The sequence below is a fragment of the Streptomyces sp. ISL-98 genome (genome assembly GCF_018614055.1).
GTDB classification, from domain to species: Bacteria; Actinomycetota; Actinomycetes; order Streptomycetales; family Streptomycetaceae; genus Streptomyces; species Streptomyces spiramyceticus.
On record NZ_JAGGPB010000034.1, the window covers coordinates 31896 to 46278 of the forward strand.

The window sequence follows — 14383 nt, forward strand, 5'->3', positions numbered from 1 at the left end:
GTCCCGACCGCCACCGAAGGAGTTCCGATGTCATCGCCGTCCGCCGCCCCCCTCGACCATCCCCGGGCCGAGGACAGGAGCGAGGCGTTCCAGCAGTGGGCCGACGAGGTCCGCGCTGCCACCACCGACCGCCCGCTGGGCGTCGGAGGCGCCCGTCCCGTCCCCGCCGGACGGACCGCAGTGGTGCGCCTGCCTCTCGACCCCGCTCTGCGGGCGGCGGTCGGACGCACGGCCCGCGAGCACGCGGTCACCCCACTGACCGTCGGCCTCGCAGCGCTGGCCGTGACCCTGACGCGGCGTACGGGCACGGACCGTGCGGTGGCCGGGGCGCTGCGGGTACCGGTCGTGCTCGCGGTACGGGACGACCTGAACCGCGCCGAGCTGCTGGCCGGTACGGACCTCGCGCTGGAGCGGTCCATCTCGCTGTGGACCGACGGTACGGACGCGACGATCCCGGACCATGCGGTGGAGTTCCGGCACGGCGCGGCCCCCACCACGCTGTCCGGCGCCCGTGAGGTCGGCATCGCGCTGTGCGACGGCGACCCCGCCGAGGGGGCCGCCCACCTCGCGGCGCTGTACAACGCCGACCGGTACACCGAGGACAGCGTCTCGGCACTCCTCGGCCAACTGCGCACCGTCCTGGGTACGTTGACGGGCGAGGAGCCCGTGACCGCCGGCGCTCTGCCTCTGCTGGACGAGGCCGAGCACCAGGCATTGCTGGGCCTCGGCACCGGCGACCCGCTGCCGGAGGACGGCCGCGAGCCGGTGCACGCACAGGTCGCCGCGCTCGCCGCCGCCGACCCCCGCCGCATCGCCCTCGTCTGCGGGGACGAGCAGGTCGGCCGGGGCGAACTCGATGCGTGGGCCGGGCGGATCGCCGCCCGGCTGGCCTCGGCCGGTGTCGGACCCGGCGACCGCGTCGGCATCCTCGCCGACCGCTCCACGGCCATGGTCGCGGCGGTGCTCGGCGTCGTACGCACCGGAGCCGCCTACGTACCCGTCGACCCGGCCAACCCCGACGAGCGGATCGCCGCGGTGCTCACCGACGCCCGCGTCTCCGCCGTCGTGGTGACCGGCGACGCCGGACAGCGCGTCACTCTGCCCGGCCTGAGTGTCGTGACCGCCGACGACCGCGCGGTCCGCGAGGAAGGCGACATCCTGCCACTGGCGCAGACAGGCCCCCGGGACGCCGCCTACCTCATCTACACCTCCGGCAGCACCGGCACCCCCAAGGGCGTGGTCGTCGAGCACGCCCAGCTGGCCGCCTCCACCCGGGCCCGCCGCGAGGTCTACCCCGGCGAGCCGGTCTTCCTGCTGCTCTCCCCGCTCGCCTTCGACTCCTCCGTCGCCGGGCTCTGGGGCACCCTCGCCTCGGGCGGCCGCCTGGTCGTCGCCGGGCCGGACGAGTTCCGCGACCCGGACGCCCTGCTGAAACTCGTCGAACGGCACGCGGTCACACACCTGTTGTGCGTCCCGTCCCTGTACGACACGCTGCTCGCCGCGGGCGAGCGGCTCGGCCTGCCCCGGCTCGCCTCCCTGACCACGGTGATCACGGCCGGCGAGGCGCTCCCGGAGGCGCTGCTGCGCCGGCACGTCGAGGCACTCGGCAGCGGAACCGTGCTCGTCAATGAGTACGGGCCGACCGAGGCCACCGTCTGGGCCAGCTACCGGCGCTTCGACACGGCCGGACCGGTCGACATCGGCGGCCCCGTACCGGGCACACGGCTCTACGTCCTGGACGAGGCGGGCCGCCTGGTGCCGCCCGGCATCACCGGCGAGCTCCACATCGGCGGCGCCGGCGTCTCCCGGGGCTACTTCGGACGCCCCGAGGCCACTGCACGGGTGTTCACCGCCGACCCCTTCGCGGGAGGGGACGCCCGGATGTACCGCACCGGCGACCTGGTGCGCTGGACCGCCGCCGGCACCCTCGAGTTTCTCGGGCGTCGCGACAACCAGGTGAAGATCCGCGGCCATCGCGTCGAACTCGGAGCCGTGGAATCGGCGTTGCGCGCCTGCCCCGGCATCCGCGAGGCCGTGGTCGTACCGGACGCCGCGGGAACCCGGCTCACCGGATTCGTGGTCACCGCCGCACCGGACGAGCTGGCCGCCGTACGGGAGAGGCTGGTGCGGACGCTGCCCGAGGCCGCGGTCCCGTCCACGCTGAAGGCACTGGACGCCTTCCCCGTCACGGTCAACGGCAAGGCGGACCGTGCGGCGCTGGCCGCGCTCGTCGAGCAGGAGGCCCCGTCGGTGGCGCCGGCGATGCCCGCGCCGTCGAGCGGTGACCCCGTCGGCCAGGTGTCGGCCGCGTGGGCGGAGGTCCTGCAGGTCTCCTCCGTGCCGGGTGACGTCAACTTCTTCGATCTCGGCGGGCATTCGCTGCTGATCATCCGCCTCCAGGACGCCCTGGGACGCCATACCGGCGTACGGCCGTCCGTCGTCGACCTGTTCCGCTGCTCCACGGTGAACGCGCAGGCCGAGCTCGTCCGGGCCGGCGCCGCAGCGGGCCCCGGCACGGCAGCACCGGCCAACGACCGGGCCGAGCGGGCCCGCCGCGAACGCGTCGCCCGCGCCCGCCAGCGCCGCGTACAGCAGGGAGCGGCCCGATGACCGGCTTCCCACGGCATACCGACGAGACAGCGCACGAGCGGTACTCCCAAGAGACCGGGCACGAGCGGTACACCCACGAAACGGAGCGCGACCGCTCCCTGGACATCGCCGTCACCGGTATGGCCGGACGCTTCCCCGGAGCCGCCGACATCCCCTCCTGGTGGCAGGCACTGCTCCGCGGCGAGATCCTCACCACCCGCCTCGACCGCCGCACACTCCTGGACGCCGGCGAGTCCGCGAACGTACTGGACGACCCCGACTACGTGCCCGTACGAGGCCTGCTCGACGACGCCGACCGGTTCGACCACGAGCTGTTCGGCATCAGCCGGCGCGAGGGCGAACTGATGGACCCGCAGCACCGGTTGATGCTGGAGGCCGCCTGGACGGCGCTGGAGGACGCGGGCTGCGACCCCACCGCCGAGCCCCGGGTCACCGGCGTCTACGCCTCCGCCAGCAGCAGCGCGTACCTGCGCGCCATGCTTACGTCGAACACCCTGGACGCGGCAGGCGTCGAGGAGGCCCTGCGCGCCAACGAGCCCGACTACATGGCGACCCGGATCGCCTACCGGCTCGGGCTGACCGGCCCGGCCCTCAGCGTGCTGACCGCCTGCTCCTCCTCACTGGTCGCGGTGCACCTCGCCGTACAGGCCCTGCTGAACGGCGAGTGCGAACAGGCCGTGGTCGTCGCCGCGGCTGTCGACTTCCCGCAGGCCGGGCACGTCCACCTGCCGGGCGGCATCCTCTCCGCGTCCGGCGAGTGCCGGCCCTTCGACGCGGAAGCCGACGGTGCGCTGGCCGGCTCGGGTGTCGTGGCGGTGGTCCTGCGCCCGTACGAGGACGCCGTCGCCGACGGCTGCGACCCGTACGGCGTGATCATCGGGACGGCCGTCAACAACGACGGCTCCGCGAAGGCGGGCTACCAGGCGCCCTCCGCCACCGGCCAGGAGGCCGTCATCCGCGCCGCCCTCGCGGCCGCGGACATCGAGGCCGACTCCCTCGGCTACCTGGAAGCGCATGCCACCGGTACCCGCGTCGGCGACCCGATCGAATGGTCGGCCGCCTCGTCCGTCCTGCGCGAACTCGGCGCCCGCCCGGGCGGGATCGCCGTAGGCGCCGTCAAGGCCAACATCGGCCACCTCGACGCGGCCTCGGGTCTGGTCTCGCTCATCAAGACCCTGCTGGTGGTCCGGGAGGGCGAAGTGCCGCCGGTGGCCGGGTTCCGCAGCCTCAACCCGCTGCTGGAGACCGACGGTTCGCCGCTGTACGTGCCCACCGGGCGCCTGGCCTGGGACAGCGGGCCGGGACCGCGCCGGGCGGGCGTCAGCTCCTTCGGCATCGGCGGTACGAACGCCCACGTCGTTGTCGAGCAGGCGCGGCCCGCGACCGGCGAGCGGAACCCAACTGACCGTCCCGTGATCGTCGGCCAGGAACAGGTACGGCCCGCGTTCCGTGAGGGGGCCATGACCGACGAGCGGCCACTGGTACGCCCCGCGACCGACCAGGTGTTGATGCTCTCGGCCGCCGACCCCGACGCCCTCGCGCGCGCGGCGCACCGGCTCGCGGACCGCCTCCCGGAGCTCCGCTCAGTGGCGCTCGCCGACATCGCCCACACCCTGGCGACCGGCCGCGCCCGACTGCCCCACAGAACCGCCGTCGCGGGCCGCACCCACCAGGAGCTGGCCGACCGGCTGCGCACTCTCGCCGAGTCGGTGAGGGGGAGCGAGGCGGCGGCCGCCACCCCCGCGCCCGTCGTCCTCCTGCTGCCCGGTCAGGGCAGCCAGCGCCCCGGCATGGCCCGGCCGTTCCAGCAGGCGCTGCCCGGGTTCGATGGCGCGCTGGAGGAGTGCCTCGGGCACTTCGGGCCCGCCCTGGCGGCACAGTTGCGCACCGCCCTGTTCGACCCGGAGTTCCCGGCCGGTGAGCTGGCCCGTACGGAACTGGCGCAGCCCGCGCTGTTCTGCGTCGAGTACGCGGTGGCCACGGCGCTCACCGGCCTCGGGCTTCGCCCCGTCGCGCTCGCCGGGCACAGCCTTGGCGAGATCACCGGCGCCGCACTGTCCGGCGTACTCGGGCTCGCGGACGCCGCCGAACTGGTGACCGTACGCGGCAGGGCCATGCAGGCCTGCCCGCCGGGTGCGATGGTCTCTCTCGTCATGGGCGAGGAGCGGGCCCTGGAGCTGGCGGAGCGGTTCTCGGCGACGAGCGGACACCGGCTGGAGCTGGCTGCGGTCAACACCACCGAGAGCGCTGTGCTGGCCGGGCCCGTGGAAGCCGTGGACGCCTTCCAGGCATGGCTCGGCGACCGCGAGACCGCACGCTGGCTGCGGACCAGCCACGCCTTCCACACCGGGATGCTCGACCCGGCTGTGGTCCGGCTGCGGGAGGCCGCGGCGGGGATCACCCTCGGCCGCCCCGCACTGCCGTACCTGGCCAATGCCACCGGGACACTCGTTCCGGCCGGGAGCGCCGTCGAGGCCGGTGCCTTCGCCGAACAGGCCCGCAGCGCGGTGCGGTTCGCGACCGGTCTGGCCGCGATCGCGGAGGCGTTCCCGGGTGCCGTGGCCGTCGAAGCCGGCCCCGGCAAGGCCCTGAGCGGGATGGCCGAAGCCGCGGGGCTGACCGCTGTGGCGCTCAGCCCCGGGCGCTCCGAACGCCCGGGCGAGGAGACGCTGCTGGCTCTGGCGGAGCTGTGGGCCATGGGCCTGCCCGTGGACCCGGCCGACCTGACCGGTCCCGGCCGCCCGGCGCACCTGCCCGGGTACGCCTTCGCGGGGCCGCGGCTGCTGGCACCGGCGGCGGCCGTCCGTACCGCCGTGATTGCGGCGCCCGTCGCGGCCCCGGCAGAGCAGGAGCCCGTACCGGCGGCGGAGAAGACTCCGGCCGAATCGGTCGCGGGCCTGTGGACGGACCTGCTCGGCAGCACCGGGCTGTCGCCCGACTCCGACTTCTTCGACCTCGGCGGGGACTCGCTGCTGGTCGTGCGGCTCGCCCGCCGGATCGGCGAGGACCTCGGTGTCCGCGTCCCGGTCCGCGACCTCATGACCGGCTCGACGCTGGCTCAGCAGACCGCGGTCGTGGAAACCCTTCTCGCGGCGGGAGACCTGCGATGACGAACTGGCTGAGATGCGCCACCCCGCGCTCCGAGGCGGCGTACCGGCTCGTGTGCTTTCCGCACGCGGGCGGTTCGGCCCCCTTCTTCCACAGCTGGGCGGAGGGGCTCCCGGAGTACGAGGTCCACGCGGTCTGCTACCCGGGACGCGCGTCCCGGCTCGACGAGCCGTTGCCGACCAGTCTGCTGCCGCTGGCCGCGGACATCGCGGAGGCGGTACGACCGCTGCTCGACCGGCCCGTGGCCTTCCTCGGCCACAGCATGGGCGCGGTGGTCGCCTTCGAGACGGCCAGGCTGCTCCAGGCCGGGGGCCACCCGGTCGCCCACCTCTTCGCCTCCGGCGCCCGCGCCCCGCACCTGGCGCACCCGGAGGGCCCCGAGGCGGCCGACATGGACGACGACGCCATCGCGGACGCCCTGGTGTCACTGGGCGGAACCGATGCCGAGCTGCTGGCCGACCCGGACTTCCGCGAGCTGGTACTCCCGTACGTCTGCGGGGACTTCAGGATGTTCGACGCCTACGCCCACCGGCCCGGGGCGGCGCTGACCTGCGACGTCACCGCCATCGCGGGCGACGCGGACCCGCAGGTGGGCACCGAGTACGCGGCGGCGTGGGCAGAAGTGACAGAGGGACGGTTCACGCACCACACCGTGCAGGGCGACCACTTCTACCTCACGTCGAACCCGCCGTTCCGGCTGATCGAAGCGGCCCTCTCGGCGGGGGTGCAGCAGAGTGTTCGCTAGCCTCCTCCCGGCGTCGCGGAACGGCCGCGTCATCGCATGCGGCGCGGCCGTGGACGCCATCGCGGTCGGCATGTTCCTCGCCGCCGCCACGCTCTACTTCGTGGGCATCGTCGGCATCCCCGCGGTCGCGGTCGGCGGCGCGCTCACCGCGGCCAATGTGCTGGGGCTGCTCAGCCCGGCGCCCTTCGGAGCGTTGGCGGGGCGGATCGGTGCGCTACCCGTTTACGTGGGGCTGACGCTGGTGCGGGCGGCGGGTTTCGTCTCGTACGCATTCGTCGAGGAGTACGTCGGCTACTTCGCCGTCACCTGCCTGATCACGGCTGCCACGCGGGCGGCGATGCCGCTGCTCCAGGTCATCGTGGGGGAGCTGGAGCCGGAGGACCAGCGGACCAGGACCATGGCCTCGCTGCGGGCGGTGAGCAACGTCGGGATGACCGCGGGCTTTCTGCTCGCGGCCGTCATCCAGGCGGCCGGCTCCGAGGCGGCGTTCGTCGCGCTGTTCGCCTTCAACGGGGCCGCGTTCGTGGCGGTGGCTCTGCTGATCGCGGGGGCCGGCCGGTCGGCGGGCCTGCGTACGTCACTTCGGAAGAGCCCGCCGTCGTCACCCGGGAAGGGGAGGACGACGGCGGCCGGGACCGGCGGTCCGTCTCCCTATCGGGACCGCCGCTTCGTGACGGCCGCGCTGGCCAACTCCGTACTCCTGCTCAACGATTCGATCCTGTTCATCCTGGTGCCGCTGTGGATGACCCAGCAGGCCGGACTGCCCGGGGGTGCGAGCTCCGTCGTCCTCGCCGTCAACACCGTGCTGACGGTGGTCCTCCAGGTGTACGTAGCCCGCTTCGCGCAGGGCGTCGCCAAGGCGCTGCGGCTGCTGCGGCTGGCCTGTCTGCCGCTGGTCCTGTCCTGCGTGCTCTTCGCGGCGGCGGACGGACAGGGCGTCGTCGTCGCCCTGGTGGCCGTGGTCCTCGCGGTGGTGGCGCTCACCGTCGGCGAGAACCTGCACGCGGTGGCCGCCTGGGAGCTGTCGTACGAGATGGCCCACCCTCGGTCGCGGCCGCAGTACTTGTCCCTGTTCAGCATGGGCATGAGTGCGCAGCTGATCGTGGGCCCCTTCCTGATGACGGCCTTCGTCCTGCCCGCGGGCACGGTCGGCTGGCTGGTCGTCGCCCTGCTCTTCGTGGCCGCGACGGCCGCTTTCTCCATCGCCGCCCGCGCTTCCGGCGAGCGGGCAGCGCCGCCGGCACCCGTGGTCCCCACGACCGTCTCCTCACCTTCCTGACTCTCCTCGACTTCCTGACCTTCCTGAAGGGCTCTTGCCATGGCTGACGACCTCAACCCGGCCTCCACGCCGGACCATTTCCTGCTGTTCGCGATCGGCCCCCGCCTCGACTTCGCCGCACGCCTGCGGGCCCTGGACGAGTCGGCTCGTATCTCGGTGATCTGCCGTCCCGAGCACCTGTCCCGGATCACCGAGTCGGGTAACTATCTGCGGGTCCTCGCCGTGCGCCAGGACGCCCCGATGGACGAGGTCGTCGCGCTGGCGCGCACCGTTCATGAGCTTGAGCCGGTCACCCGGATCACCACCTTCTGGGAGCACGACCAGGACCGTGCCGCCGCTGTGGGCGCGGTCCTCGGTGTCGCCACCCACAGCCCCGAAACGGTGCGCCTGGTGCAGGACAAGCACGCGATGCGTGAGCAGCTGCGTGAGGCGGGGGTGGAGGACACGGCCGCAGGCCGTGCGTACGGCGAGGCGGACCTGCTGGCGTTCGGCGAGAGCGCCGGATACCCCTTCATCGTGAAGCCGACAGCCGGCACGGCGAGCTTCGGCGTCACCCTCGTCCACTCCCCGGAGGAGGCCGCGGCGGCCTACCGTACGGCGACCGCGGACTTCCCGGGCATCGCCCGGCTCGGAGTCCTGGCGGAGCAGTACCACAGTGGCCCGCAGTACAGCGTGGAGGCGTTCTCGGAGGCGGCCGAGCATGTGGTGGTCGCCATCACGCGCAAGTACTCGGACCCCAAGAACATGGTGGAGCTGGGACACGTCCTGCCGGCACCGCTGGACCCGGCCACCCAGGAAGCGATCGGCGACCACGTGGGGCGCGTCCTCGACGCCCTGGGCGTGGAGTTCGGCCCGACACACACCGAGATCGTGCTCACGGCGGACGGCCCGCGCATCATCGAGACCCACTTGCGTGTGGGCGGCGACGAGATCTTCAACCTGACCAAGGACGCGGTCGGCGTCGACATGATCGACTTCCAGACCCGGCAGGCGTTCGGCGACAAGGTCCTTCCGGACATCCGCGCCATCCTGGAGTCCGACCGCGCCCCGCGCTGCGAGGCCATCTGGTACACGGCTCCCGAGGCTTCCGGAACGTTCATGGGCCTGGCGGACGGTGACGAGGCGAGCTCGAACCCCGACGTCACGGTGCTTCTGACTCCTGGCGAGCAGCTCACCGGCCACGGTTCGTTCGCCCGCATCGCCCGCGCCCGCGCGTCGGCCCCGAACGCCGAGGACGCGCTCGCCCGTGCACGCTCGACGGTCAACGGCCTGTCGTTCCTCTTCCGCGTCGCATCGGCGGAACCCGGAACGGTCTGACACACGTCGCGTCGCCAGGTCACCGGTCGCTGGGGCTGTTGGACAGCCGGTCCAGCCATTCGGTCATCAGGCCGGTCTCGGCGGCGCTGAGGGGCGAGGTCGGTGACCGGCGCAGCAGGGCGTTCAACCGGGCCGCGGTGGACGGCACTTGTGCTGCGTCGGCGTCCTTCCCGGAGCTGTCGGAGCTGCCCTGGCCCGCGGACACGTCCGGGGTGAAAATGGCGGCGTGCACCGCGTCCCGTACGCGCGTCGATGCGCTCATGTCCGTGAAGGTCGAAGGGCGGGCGACGAGCATCAGGGCCACGCCGACGTTGGCCGACATGACCATCTGGGCGGCCAGCTCGGGAGCGAGCCTCAGCTTGCCCTGCGCTGCGGCCCGTTCCAGGTCCCGGGTCAGGATCTGGTGGGACTCCAGCGCCGCGGCCGGCGGTGTGCGCATCGCTGGTGAGTTCATCAGGCGGTACAGGTTCGGGTTCCGCAGGGCGAAGTCCACGTGACTGTCCCAGCCGTTGCGCAGATCCTCGATCGGATCCGCGCCGCGACCGTACTGCCGCTTCGTCGCGAGGTACTTGTCGAAACCGTGGTCGACGACGGCCGACAGCAGGCCCTCCTTGTCACCGAAGTGACGGTAGAGCGCCGGTGCGCCGACCTGCGCCGCCTCGCAGACCGCCCGGGTGGAGACGTCCCCGTCCGGAGACTGCGCGACCAGATCGGCGGCCACTTCCAGGATGCGCGCTCGCGTGCTCATGAGAATGACGCTATCAAGCACGCTGTAGCGACGCTACGCATGCCCGGGAGTGCGAATACGAAGGGTGTTTGCCGGTCAGAGCGCGAGGCTCAGTGCGAAGACCAGGAAGAACGCCGCACAGAGCGCGGTAATGATCACAATGGCGATGAGCGGCCCCCTGGCCCAGTCGCGCGGTGGTTCGACGCCCGGACCGGATCCTGAGGCCGTGCTCGCCTCGCCGGGCGGGGTCTCATCGGGGGGCACCGAGCCTCCGGCTTCCAGTCCGGGAGTCTTACGGGGGTCGGGGTCAGGATTGTCGGTGTTCATGCCGTGAAGGTGCCCGTCACCGGGTTTCTAAACAGCGCACGGCAGTGGTGACCGGCGGAGACGGGGGGATCGGCCGGGTGGCGTACCTGGACGGACATCCCGCGCATATCCCGCGCCTGAATTGGCGCGCGGCACAGCCGTGTCGCTGTTGGGCCGAACGGGTGAGGGGCGGGAGAATGGCCGGATGCAGATACAGCACGTGGGCCGGGTGGTCCGGTGAGCAGGTACGACGTCACCGACGAGCAGTGGGACGGGCTCGCCCAGGTACTGCCGCTGCGCAGCAGGAACGAGTGGCCCTCCAGAGTCGATCACCACACGCTGCCGCAGGAGTACGCCGCCGAGCAGCGGCGGATGGTCGTGCTGCGCGTGCAGGTCTTCGCGGACGCGCGTGAGGTCGCCGAATACCTCGTCGCGCAGATACCCGTGCTTCTGGACCTGACCGCCGCCGACACCGATGTGGCCAAAAGGATCCTGGACTTCAGCAGCGGCGTGGTCTTCGGACTCGGCAGCGGGATGCACCGCGTCGACCGGAACGTCTTCCTCCTGGCGCCGGTCGGCATGGAGGTCGAGGGGGCCGAGGCCGCCGCCGTCCCTCAATCGTAGGAAGGTCTGCCGGGCGGAACGGTTCGGCAGCTCCGTAGCTGCATACCGTCCGGCCATGACCGTGCTTTCCCGGGCCACAGCCCCCGGGTCCCCCGCAGAACACCGTGCCCCCACCGTCACCGAACTGCGGCTCTCCGCTTACAAGTCGCACCGCGGCGCGGTGTTTCCGCTCGGCCCGGTCACGCTCTTCTCCGGGGCCAGCGGCAGCGGCAAGTCGAGCGTCCTCCATATGTACGAGGCGCTGGCCCGTCTCGGTGGTGGTGCCGCGCTGGGGGCGGTGTTCCCGGACGCGGCGGGGTGCGTGCCCGAGCGGGCGGGTCCCGACCGCCAGGGGCGGCGGGGGTTCCGGATCGGCTGCACCGTCGACGGGCCCGTGGGCCCCGTACGCCTGGATCTCGCCGTACAGGCCGAACCGGAACTCCGCATCGTCGGCGAGCGTTTGACGTGTGACGGGCAGACCCTGCTCACCACCGCTCTGGTCGACCCCGGGCGCAGCACCGTTCAGGCGGCCTGGCATACGGCGGGCACGGTGCCGGTGACGCGGGCGCCGCTGCCCGACGACCGGCTCGGGACCGCGCTGCTGCCCCTGCGCGTGGCCGGCACGACGGCGGGGCAGCTGAGGGTGCTTGCCGCCGCCGAGCAGGTGGTGGTCGCGCTGCGCTCGGTGTTCGCGTGCGATCCGCAGCCCTCGCGGATGCGGGAACCGGTGGCGATGGGCGACGCCAGGCTGCGGCGCGGCTGTGACAACCTCGCGGAGGTTCTGCGGCGTACGCACACCCAGTGCACCAAGCGGCATGCGCGGCTTGCGGCCATGGCGCGCTCCGGGTGCGCCGGGCCGGTGGAGGCGCTGACGGTGGAGGAGCTCGCGGACGGGAAGGTACGGGCGCTGCTGGGCCGGGGCGGGGCACTGCGGGCCACGCCGCTCGGCCGGCTCGGGGACGGCGAGTTGAGGTATCTGGCGCTCGCGCTGGTGCTGCTGACCGGGCCCGGAGTGCTGGCCATGGACACCGTCGCGGAGGTGCCTTCGGCGATGCAGGCGCTCACCGTCCTCGCGGACGGCTTCGACCGGTCCCTGGACGGGACGCAGACACGGGAACTGGCGGCGCTGGCGGCGGCGATCTGCGCGGACGGGCACATCAGGCTGGTGGGGACGGTCGCGGACGGGGCGTACACGCGCGGGGCGGACGGGGTGACGGTGGTAGACCTGGGGCCGTGACGAGCGAACAACACGATGTGAAGGCACTGCAGCGCAGGCTGGCCGAATTCGCGGCGGCGCGGGGCTGGGAGCCGTACCACACGCCGAAGAATCTGGCGGTGGCGCTGAGCGTGGAGGCGTCCGAACTGGTGGAGATCTTCCAGTGGTTGACACCCGAGGAGTCGGCGCGGGTGATGGAGGATCCGACGTCCGCGCACAGGGTGGCGGACGAGGTCGCGGACGTTCTGGCGTACTTGCTGCAGTTCAGTGAGGTGCTGGGGATTGATGTGCTGGCGGCCCTGGCCGCCAAGATTGACCGGAACGAGCTGCGGTTTCCGGTGCCGGAAACAAAGGATCGTCACTCTTCGGAGTGAGCAACTTATCCGAAACCCTCTTGGTGTCCACAGATTTCGCCATAGCTCTGGCGTTCTGGTACCCACACACTCACTCTGGGTAGTGGATAGGAGAACGGTACGCGAAAGACGCGGGCCATCGTACGGACGGGGGCGGCGCATGGACGCGGTAAGGCTCATCGGGCAGAGCCGGGCAGCGCTGGCGCAGAGCCGGGCAGCGCTGGACATCCTGGTGGAGGCATGGCAGGCACAGGCACTGGCTCAGGCGATCGGCGGCCAACTGGCGGTGAGCGGACCGCCGGAGCTGAGAGGCGAGGCGCGCGGGCTCAGTGAGGTGGGCGGCCGGGGCTGCGGGGTGTTCGAAGGACCGGCGCTGCGGGCCGGGGGAATGGGCTTCACCGGGGGACAGCCCCCGGACATCCTGCCGCGGGCCGCGCAATTATCCGAAGTGGCCGACATCCGTGGGGCGTTGACGGGTCTCGGAGGGCTGCTGGGCGAGGTGGGAATCGCGCTCGTCGGGGTCGCGTGTGCCACGGACGAGGAAGGGCTCTACTGGCAGTGCATCGAGGGGATCGACGCCGCCGACGAGTCGAGTGACCGGGTGCGCGGGATGTTGCGCCGGCTCACGGTGCGGGAGCAGGACAGGATGCGCAGCGCTGCTCGCGACTCGGCGACGGAGCCGTCATGAAGAGGCCCCCTTCAGGAGGAGCGGCCGCCGACCGGGCTGCCGGAGCCGGTGTTGTCGCCGGTGCTGGACCGGGTGCTGTCACCGGTGTTGTCGTCTCCGGCGGTCGGCGGGCGGTCGCCGGAGGACTGCAGATCGGCGTCGAGCTGCGAGATGTCGGCGGTCAGTGCCGCCATCAGTTCCTCCATCTGCTGGAGCAGGCCCTTGGGCGCTCCCGGATGCTGCTGGGGTACGGCCTGTTCCGGCACGGATTCCTGGGACATGGCGGCCTCCTCGGCCCTGGCCCTCCCCGCGGGGGAGAGCGGTGTCGCGTGCGACGCGCCGACAGCGGCCGCCGGCGCGCGGGCCGGGCGGTCCGGCTCCGCCCGAGCCAACGATCACCCCGGGCACCGGTCGCTGGCGGGGTCGTGCGCGGGCCGTCGGGGGACGGAAGTTCACCCGACCGAGCATGAGGGGGACGGGCGAGGAAGGCGGGGTTGACGACAGTTCGAAGGTGCAGGATGGAAGCATGGATCTTCGAATCTTCACGGAGCCCCAGCAAGGGGCGAGCTACGACACCCTGCTCAGCGTTGCCAAGGCCGCCGAGGACCTCGGATTCGATGCCTTCTACCGCTCTGACCACTATCTGCACATGGGGCCGGGCGACGGTCTGCCCGGGCCGACCGACGCCTGGATCACGCTGGCCGGGCTTGCCCGCGAGACCAGGCGCATCCGGCTCGGGACGCTGATGACGGCAGGTACGTTCCGCCTGCCGGGCGTGCTGGCGATCCAGGTCGCACAGGTCGACCAGATGTCGGGTGGCCGGGTCGAACTGGGCCTGGGAGCAGGCTGGTTCGAGGAGGAGCATCGGGCTTACGGCATTCCGTTCCCGAAGGAGAAGTTCGGCAGGCTGGAGGAGCAGCTGGCCATCGTCACCGGGCTGTGGGCGACCGAGGTGGGCAGGACGTTCAGCTACGACGGGACGTACTACCAGCTGACCGACTCGCCCGCGCTGCCCAAGCCCGCCCAGTCCAAGGTGCCGGTGCTGATCGGCGGGCACGGTGCGACCCGGACGCCGAGGCTGGCCGCGCAGTACGCCGACGAGTTCAATATCCCCTTCGCCTCGCTGGAGGACAGCGAGAGGCAGTTCGGGCGGGTCAGGGCGGCCGCCGAGAAGGCCGGGCGGAAGCCGGACGACCTGGTGTATTCCAACGCGCTGGTGGTGTGTGTGGGCAAGGACGACATGGAGGTGGCGCGGCGGGCGGCGGCCATTGGGCGTGACGTGGAGGAGCTCAAGGCGAACGGGCTGGCAGGCTCGCCCGCCGAGGTGGTCGACAAGATCGGCCAGTACGGCGCGATCGGTGCGTCCCGGGTCTACCTCCAGATGCTCGACCTGGACGATCTCGACCACCTTGAGCTGATCTCCTCGCAGGTCCAGTCCCAGCTGAGCTAGGA

13 protein-coding genes are annotated in these 14383 nt (G+C 72.3%); 10 read left to right on the plus strand and 3 right to left on the minus strand.

The annotated features are described in order from the left end of the window. Window positions 1–27 precede the first annotated feature (27 nt). Genes J7I98_RS22315 through J7I98_RS22335 form a run of 5 tightly spaced genes read left to right on the plus strand, consistent with a single transcriptional unit; the run spans window position 28 to window position 9059 of the window. Entirely contained in the window at window positions 28–2610 is a 2583-nt protein-coding gene (locus J7I98_RS22315) for an amino acid adenylation domain-containing protein (RefSeq protein WP_251021015.1), read from the plus strand. Beyond that, the gene (locus J7I98_RS22320; RefSeq protein WP_214923545.1) at window positions 2607–5720 is read left to right on the plus strand and encodes a type I polyketide synthase; all 3114 of its coding nucleotides are present in this window, start codon (window positions 2607–2609) and stop codon (window positions 5718–5720) included. Before J7I98_RS22315 ends, J7I98_RS22320 begins: the two co-directional genes overlap by 4 nt. After that, window positions 5717–6463: a thioesterase II family protein gene (locus tag J7I98_RS22325; RefSeq protein ID WP_214923548.1), complete on the plus strand. Its 747-nt coding sequence runs from the start codon at window positions 5717–5719 to the stop codon at window positions 6461–6463. The genes J7I98_RS22320 and J7I98_RS22325 overlap by 4 nt, the downstream gene beginning before the upstream one ends. After that, window positions 6453–7742 carry an MFS transporter gene (locus tag J7I98_RS22330; RefSeq protein WP_214923550.1) on the plus strand — a complete coding sequence of 430 codons (1290 nt, stop codon included), beginning with the start codon at window positions 6453–6455 and terminating at the stop codon, window positions 7740–7742. Before J7I98_RS22325 ends, J7I98_RS22330 begins: the two co-directional genes overlap by 11 nt. 39 nt (window positions 7743–7781) lie before the next feature. Next, window positions 7782–9059: an acetyl-CoA carboxylase biotin carboxylase subunit family protein gene (locus J7I98_RS22335; protein WP_214923553.1), complete on the plus strand. Its 1278-nt coding sequence runs from the start codon at window positions 7782–7784 to the stop codon at window positions 9057–9059. Window positions 9060–9078: 19 nt separating this feature from the next. Here J7I98_RS22335 and J7I98_RS22340 read toward each other — a convergent pair whose 3' ends face one another. Together J7I98_RS22340 and J7I98_RS22345 are read right to left on the minus strand one after the other, a co-directional pair. Then, the gene (locus tag J7I98_RS22340; RefSeq protein WP_214923556.1) at window positions 9079–9807 is read right to left on the minus strand and encodes a TetR/AcrR family transcriptional regulator; all 729 of its coding nucleotides are present in this window, start codon (window positions 9805–9807) and stop codon (window positions 9079–9081) included. A gap of 75 nt (window positions 9808–9882) precedes the next feature. Then, window positions 9883–10113 (minus strand): DUF6480 family protein, encoded by a 231-nt coding sequence (locus tag J7I98_RS22345; protein WP_214923559.1) that lies wholly within the window; start codon window positions 10111–10113, stop codon window positions 9883–9885. 216 nt (window positions 10114–10329) lie between these two features. Between J7I98_RS22345 and J7I98_RS22350 the strand changes: the two genes are divergently transcribed. The 4 genes from J7I98_RS22350 to J7I98_RS22365 all read left to right on the plus strand — a co-directional run bounded on the left by J7I98_RS22350 (window position 10330) and on the right by J7I98_RS22365 (window position 12952). Then, window positions 10330–10716, plus strand: a complete 387-nt coding sequence (locus tag J7I98_RS22350) for a cell division protein SepF (protein ID WP_214923562.1) — start codon at window positions 10330–10332, stop codon at window positions 10714–10716. A 55-nt stretch (window positions 10717–10771) separates the two neighbouring features. Beyond that, window positions 10772–11932, plus strand: a complete 1161-nt coding sequence (locus J7I98_RS22355) for an ATP-binding protein (RefSeq protein ID WP_214923564.1) — start codon at window positions 10772–10774, stop codon at window positions 11930–11932. Window positions 11933–11949: 17 nt separating this feature from the next. Then, window positions 11950–12285, plus strand: a complete 336-nt coding sequence (locus J7I98_RS22360) for a nucleotide pyrophosphohydrolase (protein ID WP_308377892.1) — start codon at window positions 11950–11952, stop codon at window positions 12283–12285. 139 nt (window positions 12286–12424) lie between these two features. Next, window positions 12425–12952 carry a DUF6099 family protein gene (locus J7I98_RS22365; protein ID WP_214923591.1) on the plus strand — a complete coding sequence of 176 codons (528 nt, stop codon included), beginning with the start codon at window positions 12425–12427 and terminating at the stop codon, window positions 12950–12952. An 11-nt stretch (window positions 12953–12963) separates the two neighbouring features. On the opposite strand, the gene J7I98_RS22370 is transcribed toward J7I98_RS22365, so the two are convergent. Then, on the minus strand, window positions 12964–13212 hold the full coding sequence (locus tag J7I98_RS22370) for a hypothetical protein (RefSeq protein WP_214925226.1): 249 nt from the start codon (window positions 13210–13212) through the stop codon (window positions 12964–12966). A 245-nt stretch (window positions 13213–13457) separates the two neighbouring features. On the opposite strand from J7I98_RS22370, the gene J7I98_RS22375 reads away from it, so the two are divergent. Then, window positions 13458–14381 carry an LLM class F420-dependent oxidoreductase gene (locus J7I98_RS22375; protein WP_214923594.1) on the plus strand — a complete coding sequence of 308 codons (924 nt, stop codon included), beginning with the start codon at window positions 13458–13460 and terminating at the stop codon, window positions 14379–14381. Window positions 14382–14383: the final 2 nt, after the last annotated feature.